The organism is Nonomuraea fuscirosea (genome assembly GCF_035917475.1).
Lineage (GTDB): Bacteria > Actinomycetota > Actinomycetes > Streptosporangiales > Streptosporangiaceae > Nonomuraea > Nonomuraea fuscirosea.
Genome location: NZ_CP109074.1, coordinates 5,319,164 through 5,344,334, shown reverse-complemented (window position 1 = coordinate 5,344,334; position 25,171 = coordinate 5,319,164). Strand labels below are relative to the sequence as shown.

22 protein-coding genes are annotated in these 25,171 nt (G+C 72.0%); 6 read left to right on the top strand and 16 right to left on the bottom strand.

Annotated elements, in window-relative coordinates:
• Nucleotides 1-60 precede the first annotated feature (60 nt).
• The 7 genes from OIE67_RS24505 to OIE67_RS24475 form a co-directional block, all read right to left on the bottom strand.
• Nucleotides 61-1,650 carry a Na+/H+ antiporter gene (locus tag OIE67_RS24505; RefSeq protein ID WP_326644145.1) on the bottom strand — a complete coding sequence of 530 codons (1,590 nt, stop codon included), beginning with the start codon at nucleotides 1,648-1,650 and terminating at the stop codon, nucleotides 61-63.
• A gap of 124 nt (nucleotides 1,651-1,774) precedes the next feature.
• Entirely contained in the window at nucleotides 1,775-2,857 is a 1,083-nt protein-coding gene (locus tag OIE67_RS24500; RefSeq protein WP_326644143.1) for a M24 family metallopeptidase, read from the bottom strand.
• Entirely contained in the window at nucleotides 2,854-3,762 is a 909-nt protein-coding gene (locus tag OIE67_RS24495) for an ABC transporter ATP-binding protein (protein WP_326644141.1), read from the bottom strand. The genes OIE67_RS24500 and OIE67_RS24495 overlap by 4 nt, the downstream gene beginning before the upstream one ends.
• Nucleotides 3,759-4,532: an ABC transporter ATP-binding protein gene (locus OIE67_RS24490; RefSeq protein WP_326644139.1), complete on the bottom strand. Its 774-nt coding sequence runs from the start codon at nucleotides 4,530-4,532 to the stop codon at nucleotides 3,759-3,761. Before OIE67_RS24490 ends, OIE67_RS24495 begins: the two co-directional genes overlap by 4 nt.
• Nucleotides 4,529-5,407 carry an ABC transporter permease gene (locus OIE67_RS24485; RefSeq protein ID WP_326644137.1) on the bottom strand — a complete coding sequence of 293 codons (879 nt, stop codon included), beginning with the start codon at nucleotides 5,405-5,407 and terminating at the stop codon, nucleotides 4,529-4,531. Before OIE67_RS24485 ends, OIE67_RS24490 begins: the two co-directional genes overlap by 4 nt.
• Nucleotides 5,404-6,426 carry an ABC transporter permease gene (locus OIE67_RS24480; protein ID WP_326644134.1) on the bottom strand — a complete coding sequence of 341 codons (1,023 nt, stop codon included), beginning with the start codon at nucleotides 6,424-6,426 and terminating at the stop codon, nucleotides 5,404-5,406. Before OIE67_RS24480 ends, OIE67_RS24485 begins: the two co-directional genes overlap by 4 nt.
• Nucleotides 6,427-6,438: 12 nt before the next feature.
• Nucleotides 6,439-8,016: an ABC transporter substrate-binding protein gene (locus OIE67_RS24475; protein WP_326644132.1), complete on the bottom strand. Its 1,578-nt coding sequence runs from the start codon at nucleotides 8,014-8,016 to the stop codon at nucleotides 6,439-6,441.
• Between the two features lie 107 nt (nucleotides 8,017-8,123).
• Here OIE67_RS24475 and OIE67_RS24470 point away from each other — a divergent pair, with 107 nt between their 5' ends.
• Entirely contained in the window at nucleotides 8,124-8,768 is a 645-nt protein-coding gene (locus OIE67_RS24470) for an Lrp/AsnC family transcriptional regulator (protein ID WP_326644130.1), read from the top strand.
• A gap of 21 nt (nucleotides 8,769-8,789) precedes the next feature.
• Here the strand turns inward: OIE67_RS24470 and OIE67_RS24465 are convergent, their stop codons facing one another.
• Entirely contained in the window at nucleotides 8,790-9,125 is a 336-nt protein-coding gene (locus tag OIE67_RS24465) for a hypothetical protein (protein WP_326644128.1), read from the bottom strand.
• A gap of 593 nt (nucleotides 9,126-9,718) precedes the next feature.
• On the opposite strand from OIE67_RS24465, the gene OIE67_RS24460 reads away from it, so the two are divergent.
• Nucleotides 9,719-10,486 (top strand): bestrophin-like domain, encoded by a 768-nt coding sequence (locus OIE67_RS24460; RefSeq protein ID WP_326644127.1) that lies wholly within the window; start codon nucleotides 9,719-9,721, stop codon nucleotides 10,484-10,486.
• Nucleotides 10,487-10,488: 2 nt separating this feature from the next.
• On the top strand, nucleotides 10,489-11,364 hold the full coding sequence (locus tag OIE67_RS24455) for a hypothetical protein (RefSeq protein ID WP_326644125.1): 876 nt from the start codon (nucleotides 10,489-10,491) through the stop codon (nucleotides 11,362-11,364).
• A gap of 201 nt (nucleotides 11,365-11,565) precedes the next feature.
• Here the strand turns inward: OIE67_RS24455 and OIE67_RS24450 are convergent, their stop codons facing one another.
• From OIE67_RS24450 to OIE67_RS24430, 5 genes are all read right to left on the bottom strand, one after another.
• Nucleotides 11,566-13,164 carry a CotH kinase family protein gene (locus OIE67_RS24450; RefSeq protein ID WP_326644123.1) on the bottom strand — a complete coding sequence of 533 codons (1,599 nt, stop codon included), beginning with the start codon at nucleotides 13,162-13,164 and terminating at the stop codon, nucleotides 11,566-11,568.
• A 10-nt stretch (nucleotides 13,165-13,174) separates the two neighbouring features.
• Entirely contained in the window at nucleotides 13,175-13,852 is a 678-nt protein-coding gene (locus tag OIE67_RS24445; protein ID WP_326644122.1) for a DUF4956 domain-containing protein, read from the bottom strand.
• A 4-nt stretch (nucleotides 13,853-13,856) separates the two neighbouring features.
• Entirely contained in the window at nucleotides 13,857-14,771 is a 915-nt protein-coding gene (locus tag OIE67_RS24440; RefSeq protein WP_326644121.1) for a polyphosphate polymerase domain-containing protein, read from the bottom strand.
• Between the two features lie 87 nt (nucleotides 14,772-14,858).
• Entirely contained in the window at nucleotides 14,859-16,406 is a 1,548-nt protein-coding gene (locus OIE67_RS24435) for a sensor histidine kinase (protein ID WP_326644119.1), read from the bottom strand.
• The gene (locus OIE67_RS24430; protein ID WP_326644117.1) at nucleotides 16,403-17,119 is read right to left on the bottom strand and encodes a response regulator transcription factor; all 717 of its coding nucleotides are present in this window, start codon (nucleotides 17,117-17,119) and stop codon (nucleotides 16,403-16,405) included. The genes OIE67_RS24435 and OIE67_RS24430 overlap by 4 nt, the downstream gene beginning before the upstream one ends.
• Before the next feature lie 101 nt (nucleotides 17,120-17,220).
• Here OIE67_RS24430 and OIE67_RS24425 point away from each other — a divergent pair, with 101 nt between their 5' ends.
• Nucleotides 17,221-17,994 (top strand): phosphotransferase, encoded by a 774-nt coding sequence (locus OIE67_RS24425; RefSeq protein WP_326644114.1) that lies wholly within the window; start codon nucleotides 17,221-17,223, stop codon nucleotides 17,992-17,994.
• Between the two features lie 27 nt (nucleotides 17,995-18,021).
• On the opposite strand, the gene OIE67_RS24420 is transcribed toward OIE67_RS24425, so the two are convergent.
• Genes OIE67_RS24420 through OIE67_RS24410 form a run of 3 tightly spaced genes read right to left on the bottom strand, consistent with a single transcriptional unit; the run spans nucleotide 18,022 to nucleotide 21,164 of the window.
• On the bottom strand, nucleotides 18,022-18,930 hold the full coding sequence (locus OIE67_RS24420; protein WP_326644113.1) for a carbohydrate ABC transporter permease: 909 nt from the start codon (nucleotides 18,928-18,930) through the stop codon (nucleotides 18,022-18,024).
• Nucleotides 18,931-18,933: 3 nt separating this feature from the next.
• Nucleotides 18,934-19,848, bottom strand: a complete 915-nt coding sequence (locus OIE67_RS24415; RefSeq protein WP_106237298.1) for a carbohydrate ABC transporter permease — start codon at nucleotides 19,846-19,848, stop codon at nucleotides 18,934-18,936.
• Nucleotides 19,845-21,164: an extracellular solute-binding protein gene (locus OIE67_RS24410; RefSeq protein WP_326644110.1), complete on the bottom strand. Its 1,320-nt coding sequence runs from the start codon at nucleotides 21,162-21,164 to the stop codon at nucleotides 19,845-19,847. Before OIE67_RS24410 ends, OIE67_RS24415 begins: the two co-directional genes overlap by 4 nt.
• 422 nt (nucleotides 21,165-21,586) lie before the next feature.
• On the opposite strand from OIE67_RS24410, the gene OIE67_RS24405 reads away from it, so the two are divergent.
• On the top strand, nucleotides 21,587-24,082 hold the full coding sequence (locus OIE67_RS24405) for a glycoside hydrolase family 3 N-terminal domain-containing protein (RefSeq protein WP_326644109.1): 2,496 nt from the start codon (nucleotides 21,587-21,589) through the stop codon (nucleotides 24,080-24,082).
• On the top strand, nucleotides 24,066-25,088 hold the full coding sequence (locus tag OIE67_RS24400; RefSeq protein ID WP_106238197.1) for a LacI family DNA-binding transcriptional regulator: 1,023 nt from the start codon (nucleotides 24,066-24,068) through the stop codon (nucleotides 25,086-25,088). Before OIE67_RS24405 ends, OIE67_RS24400 begins: the two co-directional genes overlap by 17 nt.
• Nucleotides 25,089-25,171: the final 83 nt, after the last annotated feature.

Below are 25,171 nucleotides of genomic sequence, written 5' to 3'. Positions count from 1 at the left end.
CAAGGAGCCGCCGGCCGTGGTGCGGGGCGCTGAGCGGCTCGCGTGGTCAGGCGGGCGGGGTCAGCGCCAGCTTCTGGTGTCGAGGCGGCGCAGGACGCGCGAGACCACCGCCGGGTCCGCGCCCGGATCCCGGCGCGCCTCCAGCACCACCTGCCGGGCGGCCGACAACATCTCGCCCTGCACCCGCCGCACCAGCTTGATCCGCCGGGCCCGCTGCTCGTACGCCTCGCGCCGCTCCTCGTCGCCGATCTCGGGGCTGATCCGCAGGCCCAGGTCCATCATGCGCCGCGTCAGCGCCTCGACCACCTCCTCGGGCAGCCCCTCGGCCTCGTCGATCTGGCGCAGCCGCCGCTTGGCCGCCCTGGCCGCCTCGATCGCCAGCCGCTTCTCCAGCTCCCGCTCGGCCGCCGTGTCCGCCTTCACCCCGAGCTTGGTCACCAACCACGGCAGCGTCAGCCCCTGCACGATCAGCGTCACCAGGATGACCGCGAACGAGACGAACACGATGACCGCCCGCTCGGGGAACGCCCCGCCGCCCTCCGTCTCCAGCGGGATGGCCAGCGCCAGCGCCACCGACGCCACCCCGCGCATGCCCGCCCACCACATGACCACGGTCTCGCGCCAGCTCAGCGGCACCTCGGAGGTCCCGTCCGCCCCCTGCGGGCCCATCTTCCTGGCCACCCACGCGGCCGGCAGCAGCCACACCAGCCGGACCAGCACCACGACCCCCACCACGGCGGCGCTCCAGCCGAGCACCAGCCCGAGCCGCCCGTGCACGGTGCCGAACACGGCGTGCAGCTCCAGCCCGATCAGCCCGAACGCCACCCCCGTCACCAGCGTGTCCACGACCTGCCAGAACGTCGTCGCGGCCAGCCTGCCGACCACGTCGTCGGCGTCGGCCATGCGCTCGGCCAGGTAGAACGCGGCGGTCAGCACGGCCAGCACCCCCGACCCGTGCAGCCGGTCCGCCAGCGCGTACGCGGCGAACGGCAGCACCAGCGACAGCCCGACCTGCAGCGTGGCGTCGCCCAGCAGCGTCATCAGCCGCCCGCCGAGCCACCCCAGTGCCAGCCCCACCAGCACGGCCACCACGGCCGACAGCACGAACTCGCCCAGCGCCCCCGGCCACGAGAAGGTGCCGGTCACGGCCGCCGCGATGGCCACGTGGTAGAGCACGATCGCGGTGACGTCGTTGAACAGGCCCTCGCCTTCGAGCAGCGACACCATGCGCCTGGGCAGCCCGAGCCGGCCCGCCACCGCCGTGGCCGCGACCGGGTCGGGCGGCGCCACCAGCGCGCCCATCGCCACCGCCGCCGCCAGCGGCAGCCCGGGCACGAGCGCGTGCGCGACCGCCGCCACGGCCGCCGTGGTCACGAAGACGAGCGCCACGGCCAGCAGGAAGATCGGCTGCCAGCTGGCCGCGAACTGCCGCCACGAGGTGCGCTGGACGGCCGCGTACAGCAGGGGAGGCAGCAGCAGCGGCAGCACGATGCCGGGCGGGACGTTCACGTTCGGGACGAAGGGCAGGACGGCCAGCACGATGCCCAGCAGTGTCATCAGGACAGGCGGGGGCAGCCCGAGCCGCTCACCCACCGGTACCGTGACCAGCGCGCCGAGCAGCACGAGCATCAGCAGCACCAACTGGTCCACGACGCCCCCTGACGATCGTCCGGACCAGCGTAGTCGAGCGTTCCCGGACGGCGGCGCAGGGGCTGACGATCAAAGACGTGCGGCACGCGCGGGCTGCCAGCTGAGGACGTGCGGCGTGCGAGCGCTAACGCTCGAGGACGTGCAGCGTCCGCGGGCTGGAGCCCAGCGGCACGGCGCCCGGCTCGGCGCAGGCCACCACGTCCGCCACCCGGGCCCCGAACAGGTCGGGCACGTAGATGGCCGGTTCGACGCAGAACGTCATCCCGGCCGCCAGCACGGTGTCCTCGCCGTCCCTCGGCCCCTCGTCGGGCCCGAGGCCGACGCCCCGGCAGGTGCGGGCGGCGGCGAAGCGCCCGTACCCGCTACCGTCGATCACCTCGCCGACCGCCCGCGCCACCTCCGCCACCGGGGCCCCCGGCCGCACCGCGCCCAGCCCGGCCCGGTACGCCGCCTCCACCACGGAGTACATCGCCTCGAAGTCCTCGGGCGGCTCGGCCACCACGAACACCCTGGCCACCTCGGCGCAGTAGCCGCCCCACCGCCCGCACACCGACACCGTCACCGCGTCGCCCGGATTGATCACCCGTTCGCCCGGCACGTGCGCCGGCCTGGCCGTGTGCTCACCCGCCGCCACCCGCAGCGCGACCAGCTCCTCGCAGCCCGACTCCGCCAGCAGCACCCGCAGCCGGTGGGCCATCGCCCGCTCGGTCGCCCCGAACCAGGCCAGCTGCCTCGCCCGCGCCAGCACGCCCTCCGCCGCGGCCACGGCCCGGCCGATGGCCGCCACCTCGTACGGCTCCTTACGCAGCCGCAGCGGTGCCAGCACCGAGGACGCGGGCACGAGCTCGGCCTCGATGGCCATCCCGAACAGCTCCCGCACCCGCATCTCCGGATCCACCCCGACCCGCCGCGCCCCCTTGGGCACCAGCCCGGCCGGATCGGCGGTCTCGGCCACCGCGTCGCCCGTCACGACGATGAACGCCCCCGCCCGCCCGTCGGAACGCCCGCCCAGGAACCGGTAGTCCGGCGAGGGCCGCAGCACCAGCGCGTCCACCCCGGCCCCGGCCATCGCCTCCCGCACGGCCGCCACCCGGCCGCTCACGGCGTCGAGCGGCTCCCCCGCGTCCGCCGTCACGCGCACGGCGTCGTGCGACTCCCCGGCGGCCGCCACCCGGCCGGGCAAGGGGTCGCGCGGTTCCTCGCTCACGTGGGCTCGTGCAGCCAGCAGGCGACCGGCCCGAAGTCCGGCTCCTTCTCGCGGCACACGTCCATCACCATCGGGCAGCGCGGGCTGAACCGGCAGCCGCCCGGCGGGTTCGCCGGATCGGGCACGTCCCCGGGCAGCTCGGCGGGCAGCACGCCCAGCCCGTCCGGCTTCGGGATCGCCCCCAGCAGCGCCTTCGTGTACGGGTGCCGCGGCTCGGCCCACACCTCGGCCGTACCGCCCACCTCGACGATCTTGCCCAGGTACATGACCGCGATCCGGTCCGCGATCAGCCGCACCACCGACAGGTCGTGGCTGATGAACAGCAGTCCCGCCCCCGACTCCACGGCCAGGTCCCGCATCAGCCTGGCCACCTGCGCCTGCGCGGAGGCGTCCAGGGCCGAGATCGGCTCGTCGCCGATCAGCAGCCGCGGCCGGGCCGCCAGCGCCCGCGCGATGGCGATCCGCTGCCGCTGCCCGCCGGAGAACTCGTGCGGGTGCCGCCCGGCGAAGTCGCGCGGAAGCCCGACGCGTTCCAGCAGGTCGGCGGGGGTGTTGGCGGTGTCGCCCGAGGTGCGCAGCCCGTCGGCGATCTGCTCGCCCACCCGCCGCCTGGGGTTCAGCGACGCGTACGGGTCCTGGAACACCATCTGGATCCCGGTGAGCCTCCTGCGGCGCAGCCCGAGCGGGGTGACCGGCTGCCCGTCGAAGGCGACCGAGCCGGCCGTGATCGGGTTCAGCCCGCAGACCGCGCGGGCCAGCGTCGACTTGCCGCAGCCGGACTCGCCGACCAGCCCCACGACCTCACCGGGGTTGACCGCCAGGCTCGCCCCGGCCACCGCCCGCACCACGGGGCGGCCGGGGGAGCGGTGCTCGACCACCAGGTCGTCAATGGTCAGCAGGCTCATGTCAGCTCCGTATCAGGCAGGGAGTCCAGCAGCGAGCGGGTGTAGGCGTGCCCGGGCTCGCGCAGCACGCGGGCGCGCGGCCCCGTCTCCACCACCAGGCCGTCCTTCATCACGCTCACCTCGTCCGCGACCGCCGACATGACGCCCAGGTCGTGCGTCACGAGCAGCACCGCCAGCCCCAGCTCGTCGCAGAGGCCGCGCAGCAGCCGCAGCACGCCCGCCTGGACGGTCACGTCCAGCGCGGTCGTGGGCTCGTCGGCGATCAGCACCTTCGGCGAGCAGGCCAGCGCGATCGCGATGGCGATGCGCTGCCGCATCCCGCCGGAGAACTGGTGCGGGAAACGCCCGTACGCCTCCGCCGGGCCCGGGATGCGCACCTTGCCGAGCAGCTCCACCGCCCGCGCCTTCGCCTCCGCGTTGCCCAGTCCGAGGTGGTGGCGCATGTGCTCGGTGAGCTGCTTGCCGATGGTCAGCATCGGGTGCAGGCTGGTCGCCGGGTCCTGGAAGACCATGGCGACCTCGCCGCCGCGCACCCGGTTGAGCTCCTTGGGCGGCAGGGTCAGCAGGTCGCGCTCGCCGAGCCGGATCGCGCCCGAGACCCGCGCGCCGTGCGGCAGCAGCCCCAGCACGGCCAGCCCGGTCATCGTCTTGCCCGACCCGCTCTCCCCGGCCAGGCCGTGCACCCGGCCCTCCGACAACCGCAGGTCGACGCCGCGCAGGATGTCCTTCCCGCCGATCGACACCTTCAGCCCGGTGATGTCCAGGGTCACAGCGCACGCTCCTTGATCGCGCGGGCCGTACGGGGGTCGAGGGCGTCGCGCAGGGTGTCGCCGAGGAAGTTGAACGCCAGCACCACGGTCAGGATCGCCAGACCCGGGAACGTGGCCACCCACCAGCTGTCGAACACCTCGACGCCGGAGGCGACCATCGCCCCCCACTCGGGTGAGGGCGGCTTGGCGCCCAGGCCCAGGAACGACAGCCCGGACAGCAGCAGCAGCGCGGTGCCGATGTCGAGCGTGGCCAGCACCAGGACGGGACCGGTCACGTTCGGCAGCACGTCGACCCGCAGCGAGCGCCACACCGAGAAGCCCAGCAGCCGCCCGCTCAGCACGAACTCCCGCTCCCGCACGCCCAGCACCAGCCCGCGCGTCACCCGCGCGTAGGCGGGCCAGGCGACGACGAGCACGGCCAGCACCGCGTTCGTCAGGCTCGCGCCGAGCGCCGCGGCCACCACCATGGCCAGGATGACCGTGGGGAAGGCGAACACCAGGTCCGCCACCCGCATGATGGTCTCGTCCACCCAGCGGCCGAAGTATCCGGCGCACGCGCCGAGCAGGCCGCCGATCAGCACCGACAGCGCCACCAGCAGCAACGTCAGCGGGATCGACACGCGCGCCCCGTACATGACGCGGCTGAGGATGTCGCGGCCGAGCTGGTCGGTGCCGAACCAGTGGCCGGGCCCTGGAGCGGCCAGCCGCGGCAGCTCCTGGGCGAGGGGGTCGTGCGGCGCCAGCACGGGCGCGGCCAGCGCGACCGCGAGCCAGGCGACGACCAGCACGCCGCCGACGACGGCCAGCGGCTGACGCCACGCCTGCGGCAGCCTGCGGAGCAGGCCCTTGCGCGCGAGGGGGTCGCGCCGTCTCATTGGAGCCTCACTCGGGGATCGATGACGCCGTACAGGACGTCCACGATCAGGTTGATGACCAGGTACACGATGCCCACCACGAGGCCGACGCCCATGACGGCGGGCAGGTCGAGGGTGGTGGCGCTCTTGTAGGCGTACTGGCCGACGCCGGGCCAGGCGAAGATCGCCTCGACCAGTACGGTGCCGGACAGCAGGCTGCCGAAGGCCAGGCCCGCCACGGTGATGATGGGCACCAGGGCCGAGCGCAGCACGTACCGGAACAGGATCGTCCGCCCGGGCAGGCCCTTGGCCCTGGCGGCGCGCACGTAGTCCTGCCCCAGCACCTCCAGCACCGCCGACCGGGTGAACCTGGTCAGCAGCCCGATCGTGTAGAGCGCCAGCACCAGGGCGGGCGTGACGAGGTGGCCGGCCGCGGAGGCGAAGATGTCCCACCGGCCGGCCAGCAGCGCGTCCACCGTCTGCAGCCCGGTCACGGGCGGCGCCAGGCCGAGCGCGACGTCCACCCGGCCGCTGCCGGGGGTGAGCTGCAGCCGGTAGAAGAAGACGTAGAACGCCAGCAGCGCCAGCCAGAACGTCGGCACGGAGATGCCGATCAGGCTCAGCACCCGCAGCGCGTGGTCCGGGAGACGGTCCCTGCGCAGCGCCGCCACCACGCCGAAGCCCACGCCCAGCACGAGCGAGACCAGGATCGCCGCGCCCGCCAGCTCCAGCGTCGCCGGGACGAACTCGGCCAGGTCCTGGCCGACCGGGCGGTGGCTCTGCTGGCTCATGCCCAGGTCACCCTGGACCAGGCCCTGCAGGTGGATCAGGTACTGCTGCCAGAGCGGCTTGTCCAGGCCGTGCTCGGCCCGCCACTGCGCCACGATGGCGGGATCGCCCAGGGCCCGCTGGCCGAGGTTGGCGGCCACGGGGTCACCGGGGACGAGGTTCGTCAGCACGAACGTCACCAGGGTGATGCCCCAGGCCATCAGCACGGCCAGCAGGATCCGCCGGATCAGGAACCGCGCGAGCGGATGCACCCTGCGCCGCCCTTACTTCGCGCCGAGGTCGGCGACGTCCACCGTCCACACGGGGTGGTACTCGAGGCCGGTCACCGACGCGGCGGTCACGATGTTCTGGCCCGGCTGAATCAGCGGCACGAACGGCCCCGACTCGTTCAGCTTCGTCTGGACGTCCACGTACGCGGCACCGCGGGCCTCGTCGCCGATCGTGGTGGCGGCCTTGTCGCCCGCCGCCTCGATCTCCTTCGCCGCGTCCTTCTTCCAGCCGGCCCGCAGGCCCACCGTCTTACCGGGCAGGAAGGCCAGGTAGTCGCTCGGGTCGGGGTAGTCCGGGCCCCAGTACCACAGGCCCATCTCCTCCTTGCCGTTGCGGTAGTTGTCCAGCGCCGTCGTGACGGGCGCCGGCTGCAGGTCGACCGTGATGCCGACCTCCTTGAGGTTGGCCTGGATCCGCTCGGCCAGCGGCTGGAACGACAGGCCGTTCACGGTCAGCTCGCTCGGGTACTCCAGCTTGACGCTCGGGTTGGACAACCCGCTGGCGGCCAGCGCCGCCTTGGCGCCCTCGACGTCGCGCTTGGCCCCCTGATCGGCGGGCAGCGCGCCGAGGAGCTGCGACGGGATCACGCCGGGGGCCTGCGCCGAGCCCTCGCCGGCCAGCTCCAGCAGGCCGGTGTAGTCCACGCCCTTGCGCACGGCCTCGACGAACTTGGGGTTCGTGGTGGTCTTGCTGATCGCGGAGTCCTGGTTGGCCAGCAGGAAGATCACGTTCGCCGACGGGGTCTTCTTGACCTGGAGGGTCGCGGGCATGCCGGCGACCTGGTCGCCCGACAGGTTGAGCGCCACCTGGCTGTCGCCGCGCTGGACGTTCAGCTTCTGGGTGGCGGCCTCGACGTTGCGGATGACGACCTTGTCGTAGGCGGGCTTGGTGCCGTAGTACTTCGGGTTCGCCTTGAGCGTGACCTGGCTGCTCACGTTGAACGACTCGATCTGGTACGGGCCGGAACCGGCCGAGGAGCCGTTCAGGTACTGCTCGGCCTTGTCCTGCGGATCCGTCGTCGCGCCGTTCTGCTTGGCGAGCTTGCTGTTGATGATGCCGAGGGCCGGGTTCGGCAGGATGAACGGCAGGGCCGGGTTGGCCGCCTTCGACGTCAGCGTGATCGTCGTGTCGTCGGTCTTGGCCACCTCGACGCCGTCCAGCAGGAAGGACGGCGTACCCTTCATGTCACGCACCCGCGTGAGCGAGAACACCACGTCATCAGCCGTCAGCGGTGAGCCGTCGGCGAACGTGGCCCCCTGCTTCAGCTTGAGCGTCAGCGTCTTGCCGTCCTCGGACAGCTCGTACGACTCGGCCAGCGCCGGCACCGGCTTGGTCACGTCGGCCCCGTCGAACGTCAGCAGCGTCTCGTAGACCGCCTTGCCGATGATCAGTCCGGTCGGCTCGTACGTGCGGCCGGGGTCGGCCGTCTTGAGGTCGAAGGAGGTGTCGATGACGAGGGTCTTGCCCCCGGCCGCGGCCGGGGTCTGGGAGGTGCCGCCGCCGCTTCCGCAGGCGGCGAGGGCGAGTGCACCGGCGAGCAGCACAGCCGCCGTCTGCGAGCGGGTCGCCATGTAGTTCCTCCAAAATTGGACGTTCAGCAGAAGGATGTCGAGGATTGTCCGGCAGAACGTCCAGGCTCTGTGCGGCCAGCGAGACGTATATCAAGTGCGGTGAGGTAATGATGAGTGAAATTTCCAGAAATGGTGTCGGCGGTGGCGGTCAACCTGGACGGATCGGCATCGGGCTCGAACTGGACGACGTCCACATGAAGATCCTCGAGGTCCTGCGCGAGAACGGCCGGATCTCGGTGGCCGCGCTGGCCGAGCGGGTGGGCATCTCGCGGGCCAACGCCTACACCCGCTTCGAGGCGCTGCGCGCCGACGGCGCGATCAAACGCTTCACCGCCGAGATCGACCACGTCAGGACCGGGCTCGGCATCACGGCGCTGATCTTCGTGACCGTACGCCAGCAGATGTGGAAGCAGTTTCGGGCCGAGCTGGCCAGGATGCCGGAGGTGGAGTACTGCGCGATCACCACCGGCCAGCACGACGCGATGATCCAGGTACGCGTCTCCGACGTGGCCGCCGTGCACACCATGGTGACCGATCGCCTGGCCAACATCCCCGCCGTCAAGGCGACCGAGACGGTGTTCATCCTGGACGAGGTGCTCAAGCGGCCGTACGTGCTGCCGAGCGACGGCGACCGGGACCGGCCCCGCTCCCCGCGGCGACCGGCCCCTGAGACGCAGGGGGACGTGCCGCTCGGCATGATGCGCTTCGTCGGCGCCGCCGAAGGCCGCGCCGCCCTCCGCAAGGACGGCTGACCTCTGCGCTCGGCTCGGTGATCAGGCCACTTCGGCGCACACACTCACGTGCGGCGTGTCATCCCCCTCGAACGCGAACTCCTCCACCAGTCGCAGCAACCCGTCCTCCCCGGCCTCGATGCGGCTGATGCTCCTCCCGGCCGCCTTGCCCCCGGCCACCAGCGCGTGCACGTAGGTGATCGACACCTGGTCACCGTCCCTGGTGCCGACGAAGCGCCCCTGGGTCACGGTGTCGCCCGTGTAGCTGCCCCACACCACCTCGTCCTCCTCCCAGTACTCGAACCGGGTGGGGCTGTCGGGGTCCACCACACTCGCCGTGGAGCTCACCATCACGAATTTACGACCGTTGAGATTCACGCCCCCATGGTCCCCAGATTCCCGAAATATCACCAAACCGTTGGACATTTGGTGATGCTCCCCAGTCAACCCGCACCAATCCGTCCAGCAACACCCCACCCGACCCGCGATCACCACCCCCTCAGTCCACCGCCCCCACCCCTGGAGCCCGGAGCAGGGATCACCGACGCCGATGGGACTGCGGGACCGATCGGGCGATGGCGCCGACCGGGACGAGGGAACAACACCCCTTGTGAGGCGGGAGCCCTCGTGAGGCAGCACCGCTTGGGAAGCGGGATCCCTCGTGAGGCGGCGCTGCGACGTGGCAGCTGCTCCACGGGGGCGGCGTCGTGTCACGAGAGCGTCGAATCAACGGCTGACCCGGCCCACCGCCCCACCGCGACACCGGCTCGTCGGCTTCCCTGGGTCGTCCATGGGCGGCCGTCGTTGACGCCGATACCCCCTTGAAAGCCGCCTGTGCCGGTCCGGGTGTGCGACTCGCGGGGCGGGGCGGGGGCTTGCCCGGGACTTTACCTTTCACCGCCTGACGCCATCATTGCGCTGTGTGATAGTAATGTGACACTGCGTATCCGAAAGAGATCCGGGAGATCTTCATGGTGGCGTACACGCTCTCGATCTTGGCGGCGGTAGGCGCGGTGGCGCTCACCGCGCTGCTGTTCAGGCGGGTGAAGAGAGCGGGCGAGGACCGCGATCCCAGCGGCCCGTCCGCCGCGCATGCCGGGGCGATGCTGTCGGCCATGTTCCTGCTGGTGTTCGCGATCGCGATCATCGTGCCTTGGACCACGGCCGACGCAGCCCGGCTCAACACCCACGCCGAGAGTCAGGCCGCGGTCGACGCCTACTGGGCCGCCGCCGACCTGCCCGGCTCCGCGCCGGAGGAGGTGCGGCGATCGTTGCGCGAATACGTCGCGTTCGTCGTGCGGGACGAGTGGCCGGTCATGGCCGACGGCAAGATGCACCCGGTCGGCGCCGAGCGGATGGACGACCTGCGCGGCCGCGTCACCGAGTTGCAGACGCGCGACAACGACGAGGAGGACGCCAAGGCCGGCGTGCTGGAGCAGCTCAGCGCCATCTCCACGGCCCGCGCCCAGCGCACCGCCGACGCCGCCGCGTCGCCGCCTGACGGGCTGCTGCTGCTGACGGTCCTCACCGGCGTGCTGGTCATCGTCTTCCCGTTCCTGGCCGGGGCCAGGCCGCGCGGGCTGGCGATGCTGCCGCTGCTGGCGACGGCGGCGCTGCTGGGCTTCGGCACCTACCTGACCTGGGACATCTCCCACGCCTTCGCCGGTCCGCTGGCGGTCGGGCCTGAGGCGTTCCAGGGGGCGTTGCAGGAGTTCGCCCGGATCACCGGGGGGATGTGACCGTGGCAGCCGGACGCGCGCCCCTGCTGCTCGCCGCCACCCTCCTCACCGCCACCGCCGTCGGCCCCGCCGCCATCCCGGCCTCCGCAGGCGGCAGCCCCCGGTCCGATCGTGTGCCCGCGCCGACCACGGCGGTGCACCCTGGACAGGGTTCGGTGGCGGCCAGGGTGGCAAGCGCCGGGCAAGGTTCGGTGGTGCGCACGGTGGCGGCGGGTGCTGGGCGAGGGCTGGTGGTGCCGGTGGCGGGCTCTGGGCCGGGGCCGGTGACAGTTGCGGGGCAGGGGCGAGGGCCGATGGTGGTGCCGGTGGCGGGTGGTGGTCGCGGGGATTCGGTGGGCCGGGACGTGGGTGGGGGGCGGGTACCGGTGCGGGGGTGGGGTTCTGGGCGGGTGCCGTCGCCTCGGCCTGTGCCGAAGGTGTCCGTACGGCCGCCCGCCCCGCCCAAGGGCGTCACCGTGGGTCCGACGGTGAAGGTGCCCCGGGTGTCGGTGCGGCGCGCGCCCCGGCCCAAGGTGTCGATCTCGATCCCGAACGTGAACCGTCGGGCCAGGCCCAAGATCACGCTGCCCCAGGTGACGATCTACCCGGATGGCGTGTGCTCGGGCGCGGTCGCGGTGGGGGAGTGCCCGCGCCGCAGATCCAGGGCGGAGGCGCGTAAGGTCGTGCCTCCCGCTCCACCCGCGTCCCCCGTACGGCCGGTGCGCGTGTCCCCTCCGCCGGACCCGACCCCGACCGCCACGCCGTCGACTCGATCACACGTCAAACGCCTCGAACCGCCGGCCAGGCGGGGCAACCCCCTGAACACCGTGCTGCTGACCGTCGTACTGGTCACCGCCATCACCTCGACGACTGCGGTCGCGTTCCGCCGCACCCGCTGAGCAAGCGAAAGGCCGGGGACCAGGCGAGTGACTCGTCTGATCCCGCGAGGTGGTGGCGGATCGGATGCGGTGGCTCGTCTGATCCCGCGAGCTGGTGGGGGTCGGATGGGGTGGCTCGTCCGACCCCCCGAGGCTCGTCCGACCCCCCGTGACGCTGGGGATCGGGCGCGTCACTCGGTGGTCATTTGAGTGGGCCGGTGGTTAGGCGAGGGACTTGAGGGCTTCGGTGCGGGTTTCGAGGGTCTTGCGTAGGGTGGCCGCCTCCTTGTCGGCCTTGGCGGTGTCGGCGCCCTCGTTGCGTCCGTACGCGGCCAGCGCCTGGTCCAGCAGGCCTGTGGCCGTTCCGTCGCCCAGGAGTTTGCGGTAAAGAGTGGCGTACTCGCGCTCGTACAGCTTCTTGAACCCGGCGTCGGCGAGGAACTTCTCCTTCAGGGCGTGCCCGATCCGCATGCCGCCTCCCGGCCCGCCCGCTCGCTGCCTGGCCTGGGGCTGTTCCGACTGGGTGGTGCGGGGGGAGCCCATGGTGATCGTGTCGTCGGGGCCGGCGGTGGCGTCGCCGCTGAAGGCGAAGTTGAGGTCCCAGCTGATCACCTTGAATCGGGCCGTGTCCAGGTCGTACCAGAGGTAGTAGTTGCGCCCGGGGCCCGCCATGTCGTCGAAGTTGAGCAGGAGGTTCTGCAGGGCGACGTACCGGGCGAACGACTCCACGTCCAGCCGTGCGGCCAGCCCCGTGGCGAACTCCTCGGCCGAGGACCGCTCCACCCACCTGATCAGGTCGATGACGGGCTGCAGGTCGCGCTCGCCCTTGAGGTTGACCTGCTTGAAGTCGTCGACGTACTCGGTCTGGTCCTCGCCCTGGTAGGCGAACCGGCTGGAGGCCAGGGACTTGTACAGGACGCCGTGGCCGAGGCGTTCGGCGTACCTCTCGTCCAGGTACTCGACCAGGAGACGCGGTGCGGAGGCGCGGCCGTTGACCGCGAAGGAGGCGTACGCCGAGCGCTGCGTCGGCTCGCCCGCCGCGCCCACCATGGCGATGGCCAGGGCCTCGTTCAGGAGGGCCGAGGACTGCGCGGCGGCCGGGCGTACGGCGAGTTGGGTGTGGCCCTGGTAACGGCGGCCCTCGACGAACTCGTCGAAACTGATCAGCCACGGCAGGTTCTCCGGCTCCTCGGCCTTGAGCGAGGCGCCGAATCCGCCGGGCCGCCAGCCCCCTGGCTGATCGGCGCCGTTCTGGGTCTGGCCATTGTTCTGGGTCTGTCCGTCCCCCTGGGTCTGCCCGTTCCCCTGCGTCTGGCCGTCAGGTTGAGCCTGGCCGTCCGGCGGTGGGAAGCCGTTCGGTGGGCGGAGGCCGTCGGGTGGTTGCCCGCCCGGCATGCCGCCCGCTCGTCCGGACCGTACCCGCGACTGCCCCTTCCAGGTGAGCCCCTGCAGCGTCGAGTTGCCCTTGAGCCGGATGCCGACGCTCGGGATCCTGGTCCCGTCGATGGTCAGGTCCGCCTCGACGTACTTCTTGTCGCCGTCCTTGAAGTACTCGCTCAGCATGTCCTGATAGCTCTCGTCCCGGAACGTCAGGGTCACCTGGTGCGGCGCGGAGGCGTCGAACAGTTCCCTGGACCCGGTGAGGTTCCGTACGGCGGCGTCGGTTCCGGCGGTGCCGGAGGCGGTGACGTACGGGCGGATGGTGCCACTGCCGAGCACCCCCCAGCACGTCGCCAGGAAAGCCGCGCACAGGGCCACCAGCTTCCAGTGTTGCCGGAGTTTGACGGGAACGCGGTGCTTGAGCCGCTTCGGCTGTGCCATGACGGGGACCTCACAGGTCCGTCTGGTCGTATCCGGTCAGGACCGTGACCGACTGGCCGTGGTTGCGTTCGCGCAGCGCGGCGATGAGGTCGGCGGGTTCGGCGCCCTTCTTGATCTTCGTCGTGTACATGAGCTCGACCAGCGCGCCCGCCCTGATCGACTCCATGCTGACCAGCTCGAACTCGTCGGTGTGGCGCAGCAGCACGTCCTGGATCGCCTGGGTGTAGTCCTCGTCGGAGGGCACCTGCACCTTGACGACCTGGCGGCGTACGTTCAGCCGGAACCAGTCGAAGCGGTGCATCACCACGACGATCAGCGAGATCGCCACCGCGGCCACCACGGCCAGCAGGTAGAAGCGGGTGCCGACGGCCATGCCGACGCCCATCACCAGGAAGATGAACCCGACGTCGCGGGTCTCCTTGATGGCGTTGCGGAAGCGCACCACCGACAGGGCGCCGACCAGGGCGAAGGCGCGGGCGATGTTCGAGCCGACGACCAGCATGATCAGCGAGATGAGCATGCCGAGGACGACCAGCGTCTGCACGTATGACTGGCTGTAGGAGACGTTGCGGTGCGTCGCCCGGTAGACCCAGCCGATCATCGCGCTGAGCACGAACGACAGGGCCATCGCGATCGCGATGTCGGCCACGCTGAACGTGCCGGACAGGTCCTGGAACGAGAAGTCCATGGGGTCATCCCTCCGGGGGAGCCGTCAGAGCCGACGCGCGGCCGTGATTCAGATCAGAGTCGGGAAAGGGGCCGAGGTCGTGGCCGGGGATGTGGAAGATCGAGCGCGGGGCCAGCCCGTACGCCTCCACGCTCTGGCAGTACTTGGAGACCCGGATCACCTGAAGATTCCGCTTCGCGGTCAGGTCGGTCAGCCAGTACGGCACCCGCTCGTTCGCCTTGACCTCCACGATCGTCTTCCCGGCGGGCACGATCAGCCGGTTCTCGGCGTCGGCGGCGAGGTGGAAGTCCCGGTCCCGCCCGCGGACGCGCTGGTCGAAGGTCACCCGCAGGCCCACGTCGGCGCCGCGGCCCACGTACGCGTGCCGCTGGTAGCCGGTCATCGCGGTGGCCCGCAGATCGAGCCGGCAGACGAGGTCGAGCACCTCCTCCAGGAAGCCCCGCTCAGGCGGCTCGTGCTCGACCAGCTCGCGCCCGTCGCACAGCAGCAGCGCGTCCCGGTACGGCAGCCGCACCCGGCGCTTCTGCGTGACCCGGTTGACCCGCTGCTTGATCTCGACGTGCACGGGGGTGTCGGGCGTGACCGCGAACCGGTCACCGTAATGGCGCACGCGCAGTTTCCTGCGGAACTTCAGGCCCTCGACCTTCTCCCAGTAGAAGCGGAGCCGCCGGGTGTCGTAGTAGACGCTCCAGACGCCGTACCCGGCGTCGCCGCTGTGGCGGTCGCGGTCGAGCAGGCCCTCGATCTCCTGACGCAGCTCGCCGGCCGTCCGGGCGTCCACGAGATACTTGATCTCGTACCGGTTGAACGCGTGCAGCCTGCTGGGCGAGCGCAGCGCGTGCCCTCCCTCGCCGGGGGCCGGGCGGGGGAGCGCGGGCCGGTCGGCCGGGACGGCGCGCCGGCGGAATCCACGCAGCATGTCTCTCCTTCCGTGTCAGCCCACAGGTGACCGCACCAACCTGGGAATAATGTGTGAACCACCCCAGGACGGAAGGTGAACGAGGGCTCAGCCTCCGGGGCCGCGTACGGGGAGCAGGACCTGGAAGACCGTGCCCCGGCCGGGACGGCTGCGCACCTCGATCCGGCCGTCGTGCGCCTCGACCAGCGCCGCCGCGATGGCCAGCCCCAGCCCGGTCCCGCCACCCCGGCCGCCGGTCCGGCCGCAGTCGGAACCACCCGGGCCGCCGGTCCGGGAACCCCCGCCACCGGAGCCGCCACCCCCGCCACCGGAGCCGCCACCCCCGCCACCGGGGCCGTCGGCAAAGTCGCCGCCGGGGACCCCGGGCGGGCCGGCGCGATAGAAGCGTTCGAAGACGTGCGGCAGGTGCTCGGGATCGATCCCAGGCCCCTCGTCACGCACCGCGACGAGCGCCGTAGCCGGATCGCGTTCGCCCACCAGCACCCGTACGGCCGCCTCCTCCGGCGTGTGCGCGACGGCGTTGCCGACCAGGTTCTCCACCACCCGGTGCAGCCGGTGCTCGTCCCCGATCACCCGCGCCGGCTCGTTCAGCACCAGCTCGATCGAGCGCCCGGGATGCCGGGCCCGCGCGCCGTGCACCACGTCACCGGCGATGACGTGCAGGTCCACCTCGGTCAGGTCCAGCGCTCGCTCCTGGTCCAGCCGCGCCAGCAGCAGCAGGTCCGCCACCAGCACGCCCATCCGCTCCGCCTCGCTCTCGATGCGGCTCAGCAGGCGCGCCACGGCCGGGTCCCGCTCGTCGCGGCCGTGCCGGTAGAGCTCGGCGAACCCGCGGATGGAGGTCAGCGGTGTGCGCAGCTCGTGCGAGGCGTCGGCGAGGAAGTGGCGCAGCCGCCGCTCCGAGCGCTCCCGCTGGCGCAGCGCCTCGGCGAGGCGGCCGAGCATGACATTGAGCGCGTGGCCGAGCCGCCCGGTCTCGGTACGCGGGTCGCTGTCGGACACCCGCCGCTCCAGGTCGCCCGCCGCGATGGCGGTGGCCGTACGCTCCATCCTGGTCAGCGGGCGCAGCCCGAGCCGTACCACGGCGTGCGCGAGCGCCCCCAGCAGGACCAGCACCAGCGCGCCCGCCGCCGCCTCGATCAGCAACAACTGCCGTACGGTGGCGCGGTTGTCCGCCAGGGAGATCGAGACCGCGGCCCGGTTGCCGTCCGGCAGGCGCAGCACGAGCGTGCGCCACTCGCCCGCGCCCGACCTGGCCGGCACCGTGAACGGGCCCGGCGGCGGGACGGCGACCGCGCGGGCGGGAACGGCAGGCTCCTGGCCGGAGCCGGGCACGCGGCGCAGCTCCGTCCCCGACGGGGTGAAGAAGGCCACCCGGAACCGGCTGGGCAGCTCCACCTCCCGGCCCGGCGGAGCCGCCGGCGGCCGGGGCAGCGGAGGCGGCGGCGGGCCCTTGGCGAACGAGGCGGCGAAGTCGGTGAGCTGCGTGTCCACCCGCGACATCAGCGACCGGTCGAGCAGCAGCACCCCCGCCGCCGCGAACACCGTCAGCGCCGCCGCCGACAGCCCCAGCAGCGCGGCCAGCAGCCGCCGCCGCAACGGCCACACGCGCCCCATCGGGCGCACCAGCCTCATCGGCCCCGTTCCAGCAGGCTCTGGTCACGCAGCGAATAGCCGACCCCGCGCAGGGTGTGGATCAGCGGCGGCCCCTCGGCGTCGATCTTGCGCCGCAAATAGCTGATGTACGACTCCACGATCCGGCTGTCGGTCCCGAAACCGTGGTCCCACACGCGGTCGAGGATCTGCGACTTGCTGACCACCCGCTCCGCGTTGATCATCAGGTACCGCAGCAGCCCGAACTCGGTCGGCGACAGGTGCACGGGCCGCCCGCTCCGCCGGACGACGCGGGTCTCCTCGTCCAGCTCCAGATCGGCGTACCGCAGCAGCCCGTCGTCGCAGGACTCCTCGCGCGGCCCCGTACGGCGCAGGATGGCGCGGATGCGCAGGACCACCTCCTCCAGGCTGAACGGTTTGGTGACGTAGTCGTCGCCGCCCGCCGTCAGCCCCGCGATCCGGTCGGTCACCGTGTCCCGCGCGGTGAGGAACAGCACCGGCGGCCCGCCGCCGTCCGGCCGCAGCCGCCGCGCCACCGCGAACCCGTCGAGGTCGGGCAGCATCACGTCCAGCAGGATGAGGTCGGGGCGCTCCCGCCCGACGGAGTCGAGGGCCTGCGTGCCCGACGCGGCGGTGCGCACCCGGAACCCGTTCAGCTCCAGGGCGTCGAGCAGCAGCTCGCGGATGTTGGGCTCGTCGTCCACCACGAGCACCAGGGGTGAGTCGGCCGCCATGACGCCCGTTCTACCCGCTCTACCTGGGAATCCGGTGAAAAATGCGGTGCGTGGCCGGAAGACCGCGTGGCACACTGACCGGACGCGATCAAGGAGGGGCGGTGCCCGGGGAAGAGGTGCTGACCGGCGGCGGCGTGAACCACGTGGTCAGGGCGGGCGCCACCGTACGCCGCCCGGCGGGCCCCTGGACGCCGGCCGTGCACGCGCTGCTGCGGCACCTGGAGGCGCGCGGGTTCACCGGCGCGCCGCGCGCGCACGGGCTCGACGAGCACGGGCGGGAGGTCCTCGACTTCGTGCCGGGCGAGGCCGCCGACTATCCGCTGCCCGCGTGGTCACGCACCGACGACGCGCTGACCCGGGCGGCCCGGCTGCTGCGCGGCTATCACGACGCCACCGCGGATTTCGCGCCCCCGCCGGACGCGGTCTGGTACTTCCCGCCGGTCGAGCCGGCCGAGGTCGTCTGCCACGGGGACGTGGCGCCGTACAACTGCGTGTTCCGGCACGGGCGGCCGGTCGCGCTGATCGACTTCGACACGGCGCACCCGGGCCCGCGCATCTGGGACGTGGCCTACGCCGCCTACCGGTTCCTCCCGCTGCACGAGCCCGGCGACCACGACGGCCTGCCGCTCGGTGAGCAGGCGCGGCGGCTGCGGCTGTTCGCCGACGCCTACGGGCTCGGCGCGGCGGACCGCGCGGCGCTGGTGCGCACGGCACGGGCCCGCCTGCATCACCTGGTCGCCTTCATGCGCGAACGTGCCGCCGCGGGCGACGCGGCCTTCGCCGGCCACGTCGCCCGCGGGGACGACCGTTTCTACGAGGCGAACATCGAGCACCTGGGCCGCCACGAGAGCGCTCTCATAAGGGCGCTCACGTGAAGCCCGCCCATCACGCCGAACGGGAGCTCACTTGCTGAAGCCCGCCGTCAGGCCGCTGAGCAGCTGGCGGCGGCCCACCACGTACAGGATGAGGATGGGCAGCGTGGTCAGCACGACCGAGGCCAGCACCGCGGGCACGTTGATGCTGTACTGACCCTGGAACGACCACAGCGCCAGCGGCAGCGTGCGCTTGTCGGGGCTCTGCGTCAGGATCAGCGGCAGCAGGAACCCGTTCCAGATCTGCAGCGAGTTGTAGACGGTCACCGTGACCACGGCCGGGCGGGTCAGCGGGAACGCCAGCCGCCACATCGTCACCTGCTCGGTCGCGCCGTCGATCCGCATCGAGTCGAACAGTTCCTTCGGCACGTCCCTGATGAAGTTGGCCAGGATCAGCACCGACAGGGGGATCGCGAAGGCGATCGAGGGCAGGATCAGTGCCAGCAACGTGTCGTACAGGCCCAGCCTGATGATGATCAGGTAGATCGGGATGACCGTGGCCTGCAGCGGGATCGCCAGCCCCATGAGGAACAGCGAGTTCGTCCAGCGCAGGAACCGGCTCTCACGGCCCGCCCGCACGATCGCGTACGCCGCCATGAAGCTGAACAGCACGGCCGGCACGACGGCGCCGAGCGTGGCGATGACGCTGTTGACGAAGTACTGCGGGAAGTCCGCCTCGATGACCATGCCGTAGTTGGCCAGCGTCGGCGCCGCCGGCGGCGCGAGCGGGTTCTCGGCGTAGTAGTTGCTCTGCGACTTGAAGCTGGTGATGACGATCCAGTAGATCGGCACGATCACGATCGCCAGCCAGATCACGCTGCTGACGCCGGCCAGCCAGTTGGGGCGCTCGCGGCTGCGGCGCTGCCTGCGGCGGTGGCCTCGCGGCTCCGGGCCGCGAGCGGTGAGCCGCTCGGGGGCTCTGGTGGGGACGGTCGTCATGCGTCAGGCCCCTTCGAGCTGGCTGTGGGTGGAGTCGCGGCCGCCGAGCCGGCGCAGCAGCAGCGCCAGGACGAGGCCCACGAGGACGAGGATGACCGCGATCGCGCTGGCCGGCCCCATGAGGTTGGCCTGGAAGCCGCGCTTGTACATGTCCAGGGCCAGCACCCGGGTCGCGTCGCCGGGACCGCCCGCGGTGAGCACGAAGATCAGGTCGAAGAAGGTCAGCGAGCCGACCACCATGAGCGTCGACGACGTGATGATCGTGTACTTGAGCTGCGGCAGCGTGATGCTGAAGAAGCGGCGGACGCGGCCCGCGCCGTCCAGCTCCGCGGCTTCGTACATGGAACGCGGGATCTGCCGCACGCCGCCCTGGTAGATCAGCGAGTGGAACGGGATGAACTGCCAGGACACCACGAAGATGACCACGCTGAAGGCCAGCACCGGATCGCCCAGCCAGTCCTGCACCAGCAGGGGGATCTGCAGCCCCGCGCCGAGACCGAAGTTCGGGTCGAGCAGCGCCTTGAACGTGATCGCCAGCGCCGCCGAGCTGAGCAGCAGCGGGATGAAGTACAGCACCGACAGGATCGCGCGATAGCGCTGGTGCCCGGCCAGGAAGACGCCCATGAGGATGCTCGCCGGCGTCTGGACCGCCCAGGACGCCGCCATGACCAGGAAGGTGATCCACAGCGCGTGCGGGAGACCGGGGTCGCTCAGCACGGCCCGCCAGCTGTCGAATCCGGCGAGGTGGATCTCGCCGAGCCCGTCCCACTGGGTGAAGCTCAGCACGAGGACCCCGATGAGCGGGATCACGCCGAAGGCGACGAAGAACAGCAGGGCGGGAAGGGCCAGCCAGCTGAGGGAGCCGCCGCCCCGGCCCGCCTTCGCGGAGGGCCGGGTGGCGGTCGCTACCGCGCTCACTTGCCGATGACCGCGTTCATGTTCGTGGCGAACTGCTGCGGCGAGATCGACATCTGGAAGAGCTTGGCGATGTTGTCGAGCAGCACCTCGGCGGCGGTCGGGCTGAGCGCCTGGTCCCACGACTGGGCGAAGGACTTGGCGTTGACCGCGATGCCGTACACGAAGTCGAGGAAGGCCTTGTCCTTGGAGCCGGCGAACTGGGCGTCGGCGCCCTTGACGATCGGCACCGCGCCGGTCGACACCCACTCCTTGACGGACTGGTCGCTCATCAGCTCGGTGGAGAAGAACTTCTTGGCGATCTCCTTCTGCTCCGGCGTGGCCTTGGAGGAGATCGACATGTACTGGCCGGGGTTGCCGACGGTGTTGCCGGGGTCACCCTTGCCGCCGTCGATCGGCGGGAAGTTCATGTAGCCGAGGTTGCCGCCGGAGACGAAGTCGCCGCCGTCGGTGGACATGCTGCCGTACGTCCAGCCGCCGTGCAGCATCATCGCGGCCTTGCCGGTGTAGAGCAGCGCCTGGTCGGCGTTGGAGTCGGCGGTGATCGAGGAGAAGCCCTTGACGAACCCGTCGGCCTTGATCAGCTCCTGCATCTTGCCCAGGGCGTCGATCGCGATCGGGTTGTTCCAGGCGTCCTTCTCGCCGTCGAACACGGCCTGGAAGACCTCGGGGCCGCCGAGGCGGTCGAAGAGGAACTCCAGCCACATCATGTTGGTCCAGCGCGACTGCCCGCCGAGCGAGAACGGCGCGATGCCCTTGGCGTTGAACTTGGGCACCAGGTCCATGATGTCGCCCCACGACTGCGGGGGCTGGGCGCCGATCTTGTCGAAGGCGCGCTTGTCGTAGTAGAGGACGATCGGCTGCATCGTCTCGCACGGCATCGCGTAGATCTTGCCGTCGATGGTGGCCGCGCCAAAGGACGAGGGGAACAGCCGGTCCTTGACGGCGGCGTTCTGGTCGAACCACGAGGTCAGGTCGTCGACCTGGCCGGCCTGGACGTAGCTGCGCAGACCGCCGCCGCCCCAGCCCCAGATGATGGTGGGCGCCTGGCCGGCGCCGATGGCCGTCTTGATCTTCGTCTTGTACGCGTCGTTCTGGAACGTCGTACCAGTGATCTTGCCGTTGGGGTTGGCCTTGTTGAACCGCTCGACCGTCCTGGTGCGCACGCCCTCCTGTGGCTGCGTCGACAGGTACCAATAGGTCGCGCCGCCGCCACCTCCACCACCGCCGCTCGTGGCGCCGGTGCCTCCGCCCGCGCCGGTCTGGGTGGGTCCTGAACTGCCGCACGCGGCGAGCGCGGCTCCCAGGGGAAGACCCATGGAGAGGCTGAGGAAAGTGCGGCGAGACGTTGTGCTGGGCTCCACGCTGATCTCCGTACTCGAATGCCGCGGGCCGGGGGGTCGCGGCGCGTTTGGTCACTGGATGCGCAACTGATGAGATGGCCGGCGGTCGTGGAACGGCATCGCGGCGATGCCACTCTTCCACCCCTCCTCGTGTCAGCTCATCGAAACATTTTCGACATGACCGCGGGGTTCGCCAATCTAGGTTTCGGCAATAAGGGTGTCAAGACCTTGTCGATCAACGAAGCCCTGGAAATCCCGGCGAGCGCGTGTAAGGTACTCTCGCGCACGCCTTCAGCTGGCGCTTCGGATGATGAAGGTTCGGCGCGGCAAGTCGGTCACAGTCTCGAAACATTTCGAAAACTTGCGACAGCGCCGCACCTTTTTAAGGAGTGCAGTAGATGACGGCTCTAGACCGGACCCCCACGACGGACCGGGCCCTGGGCCCATGGCAGGATCCGGCGCTCGCCGTGGCCGACCGCGTCGACGCCCTTCTCGCGGAGCTGACCCTGGAGGAGAAGATCGGCCAGCTCGGCAGCCGGTGGATCGGCAACGACATGCTGGAGCCCGATCAGGATCCCGCCCCCGACCCGGGCGCGGGGCCGGAGCCCGAGACGCTCAACGTGGCCCCCATGCAGGACGTGTTCGCCGCCTCCGGCACCGTCCCCCTGGAAGAGGCCGTCCGTGACGGGCTCGGTCACCTCACCCGCGTCCACGGCAGCGCTCCGCTCACCGCCGCCCAGGGAGCGGCCGAGGTCGTCCGGCTGCAGCGGGCCGTCGTCGAGGCGTCCCGGCTGGGCATCCCGGCGATCGTCCACGAGGAGTGCCTGACCGGCTTCACCGCCTACGGCGCCACCGTCTACCCCGCGGCCATCGCCTGGGCGGCCACGTTCGACCCCGGGCTGGTGCGGCGGATGGCCGCCGCGATCGGCCGCGACATGCGGGCCGTGGGCGTGCACCAGGGGCTGTCGCCGGTGCTGGACGTGGTCCGCGACTACCGGTGGGGCCGGGTCGAGGAGACCATGGGGGAGGACCCGTACCTCGTCGCGACCCTCGGCGCCGCCTACGTGGGCGGCCTGGAGAGCGCCGGGATCATCGCCACGCTCAAACACTTCGCCGGCTACTCCGCCTCGCGCGCCGCCCGCAACCACGGCCCCGTGCCGATGGGCCGGCGCGAGCTGATGGACATGATCCTGCCGCCCTTCGAGGCGGCCATCGCGCTCGGCGGCGCCCGCTCGGTGATGAACTCCTACTCCGACGTCGACGGCGTCCCCGCCGGGGCCGACCCGTGGCTGCTGACCGAGGTGCTGCGCGAGGAGTGGGGGTTCACCGGCACCGTCGTCTCCGACTACTGGGCCGTCCCGTTCCTGGCCACCATGCACCACGTCGCCGCCGACCCCGCTGAAGCGGGTGTCCGGGCGCTCAGCGCCGGCATCGACGTCGAACTGCCCGACACCCTCGGCTTCGGCCGGAACCTGGCCGAAGCGGTGCGCCGCGGCGAGCTGCCCGAGGCGCTGATCGACCGGGCCGTGCGCCGCCTGCTCACCCAGAAGGCCGAGCTCGGGCTGCTCGACCCCGGCTGGACCCCCGAGGACTCGGTCGCCGGCGCGGAGTCCGTGGACCTCGACTCGCCGGGCAACCGCGCCCTGGCCAGGGAGCTGGCCGAGCGGTCGATCATCCTGCTCGACGCCGGGACCGCCCTGCCGCTGCTCGGCGAGGGCCGCACCGCGCCCCGCCGCGTCGCCGTCGTCGGGCCCGCCGCCCACGACCCGCGGACGTTCATGGGCTGCTACGCCTTCCCCAACCACGTCCTGCCCCGGCACCCGGGCCTCGGGCTCGGCCTCGACGCGCCGACCGTGCTCGACGCGCTCGCGCGCGAGCTGCCGGACGCCGAGCTGCGTTACGAGCGGGGCTGCGACGTGCGCGGAGACGACCGCTCCGGCTTCGCCGCCGCGCTGGCCGCCGCCCGCGATGCCGACGTGTGCGTGGCCGTGGTGGGCGACCTGGCCGGCCTGTTCGGGCACGGCACCTCGGGTGAGGGCTGCGACGCCGAGGACCTGCGGCTGCCCGGCGCGCAGGCCGACCTGCTGGCCGAGCTGGCCGCCACCGGCACACCGGTCGTCGTGGTCGTCGTCTCGGGGCGTCCGTACGCGCTCGGCGAGGTGCACGCGTCGGCCGCCGCGCTCGTCCAGGCGTTCATGCCCGGCGAGGAGGGCGGAGCGGCCATCGCCGGCGTGCTGTCCGGCCGGGTCCAGCCGGTCGGCCGGCTGCCCGTGCAGATCCCGCGCACACCCGGCGGGCAGCCGGGCACCTACCTGCAGCCGCCGCTGGGCGCCGACAGCCACGGCATCAGCAACCTCGACCCGACGCCGCTGTTCCCCTTCGGCCACGGCGCCTCCTACACCTCCTTCGAGCTGTCCGATCTGCGGATCAGCGACACCGAGGTGCCCACCGACGGGGAGTTCACCGTCTCGCTCGCCGTGCGCAACACCGGCGGCCGGGCCGGCGAGGAGGTCGTCCAGCTCTACCTGCGCGACGTCGTGGCCCAGGTCACCCGGCCGGTCCGGCAGCTCACCGGCTACGCCAGAGTCCGGCTCGAACCCGGGGAGAGCACGCGGGTCAGCTTCGGCGTGCACGCCGACCGCACCGCGTTCACCGGCCGCGACCTGCGCCGCGTCGTCGAGCCCGGCGACATCGAGGTGCTCGCCGGCACCTCGGCGGCCGACCTGCCCTGCCGCGGCACGGTCCGGCTGACCGGGCCGGCCCGCCACGTCGGCCACGACCGGCGGCTCGTGACCACCGTAGAGATCGAGAACGGGAGAACCGACGACATCGAGACCATGATCGAGGGAGCGAACGGCAGCAGGCAGGGGGGTGCCGATGCCGCCCAGTCCTAGACGGGCCACGCTGGCGACGGTGGCGGCCTCGGCGGGTGTGTCGGTCGCCACCGTCTCGAAGGTGCTCAACGGCCGCAGCGACGTCTCGCCCGCCACCCGGTCGCTGGTGCAGTCGCTGCTGCAGGAACACGAGTACGTCGCGCCCGCGCCCCGCCGCGAGCCGGCCGGGCTGGCCACCGTCGAGGTGCAGTTCGACACCGACCTGAACGCGTACTCGACCGAGATCGTCCAGGGCGCGGTGGCCGCGGGCGCCGAGGAGGGCGTCGGGATCGTGGTCAGCATCAGGAGCGGCACCGAGCGCACCACCGCCTGGGCCCGCGAGCTGGTCGCGGCCGGGCGGCGCGCGCTGATCGCCGTCACCGGCGAGCTGACCGCCGGGCAGCCCGCCGCGCTGGCCAGGGCCCGGCTGCCGCTCGTCCTCATCGACCCGCTCAACCTGCCGCGTACCCGCGTCACCAGTGTCGGTTCGACCAACTTCGCCGGCGGCCTGGCCGCCACCCACCACTTGCTGTCCCTGGGGCACCGGCGCATCGCCTACATCGGCGGCCCGGCCACCGCCGCCTGCAACCAGGCGCGGCTGCACGGCTACCGCGCCGCCATGGAGGCCGAGGGCGCGCCCGTCCTGCCCGGCTACGTGCGCTCCAGCCACTTCCGCTACCACAGCGGGGTGGCGGGCGGGGCGGCGGTGCTCGACCTGCCGCGCGCCCCGACGGCGATCTTCGCGGGCAGCGACGAGATGGCCGTCGGGATCATGGAGGCGGCGCGGGCGCGCGGGCTGCGCATCCCCGAGGACCTCAGCATCGTGGGGTTCGACGACACCCAGATCGCCCAGGTGACCTCGCCGCCGCTGACGACCATCCGGCAGCCGCTGCGGGAGATGGGCGGGGTCGCGCTGCGTACGGCGTTACGGCTGGCGGCGGGGGAGCGGATCGACTCCCATCATGTGGAGCTGGCGACGGAACTGGTCGTCCGCGGTTCGACCGCCCCGGTGCCACCGCGCTCCTGACGATCCGCTGCTGACGCGCGGTCGGGAGCCCGGGCCGGCGGCGGACGCGGAGCCCGTCCAGGCCGGGGTTCCCGTCCGCGCGC

Bases quoted from the DNA above. Each gene is read 5' to 3' on its own strand.
- OIE67_RS24410 (WP_326644110.1), bottom strand. From the start codon at position 21,164: ATGGGTCTTCCCCTGGGAGCCGCGCTCGCCGCGTGCGGCAGTTCAGGA.
- OIE67_RS24460 (WP_326644127.1), top strand. From the start codon at position 9,719: ATGGTGGCGTACACGCTCTCGATCTTGGCGGCGGTAGGCGCGGTGGCG.
- OIE67_RS24485 (WP_326644137.1), bottom strand. From the start codon at position 5,407: ATGAGACGGCGCGACCCCCTCGCGCGCAAGGGCCTGCTCCGCAGGCTG.
- OIE67_RS24445 (WP_326644122.1), bottom strand. From the start codon at position 13,852: ATGGACTTCTCGTTCCAGGACCTGTCCGGCACGTTCAGCGTGGCCGAC.
- OIE67_RS24430 (WP_326644117.1), bottom strand. From the start codon at position 17,119: ATGGCGGCCGACTCACCCCTGGTGCTCGTGGTGGACGACGAGCCCAAC.
- OIE67_RS24435 (WP_326644119.1), bottom strand. From the start codon at position 16,406: ATGAGGCTGGTGCGCCCGATGGGGCGCGTGTGGCCGTTGCGGCGGCGG.
- OIE67_RS24470 (WP_326644130.1), top strand. From the start codon at position 8,124: ATGATGAGTGAAATTTCCAGAAATGGTGTCGGCGGTGGCGGTCAACCT.
- OIE67_RS24400 (WP_106238197.1), top strand. From the start codon at position 24,066: ATGCCGCCCAGTCCTAGACGGGCCACGCTGGCGACGGTGGCGGCCTCG.
- OIE67_RS24495 (WP_326644141.1), bottom strand. From the start codon at position 3,762: ATGAGCCTGCTGACCATTGACGACCTGGTGGTCGAGCACCGCTCCCCC.
- OIE67_RS24475 (WP_326644132.1), bottom strand. From the start codon at position 8,016: ATGGCGACCCGCTCGCAGACGGCGGCTGTGCTGCTCGCCGGTGCACTC.
- OIE67_RS24450 (WP_326644123.1), bottom strand. From the start codon at position 13,164: ATGGCACAGCCGAAGCGGCTCAAGCACCGCGTTCCCGTCAAACTCCGG.
- OIE67_RS24440 (WP_326644121.1), bottom strand. From the start codon at position 14,771: ATGCTGCGTGGATTCCGCCGGCGCGCCGTCCCGGCCGACCGGCCCGCG.
- OIE67_RS24420 (WP_326644113.1), bottom strand. From the start codon at position 18,930: ATGACGACCGTCCCCACCAGAGCCCCCGAGCGGCTCACCGCTCGCGGC.
- OIE67_RS24405 (WP_326644109.1), top strand. From the start codon at position 21,587: ATGACGGCTCTAGACCGGACCCCCACGACGGACCGGGCCCTGGGCCCA.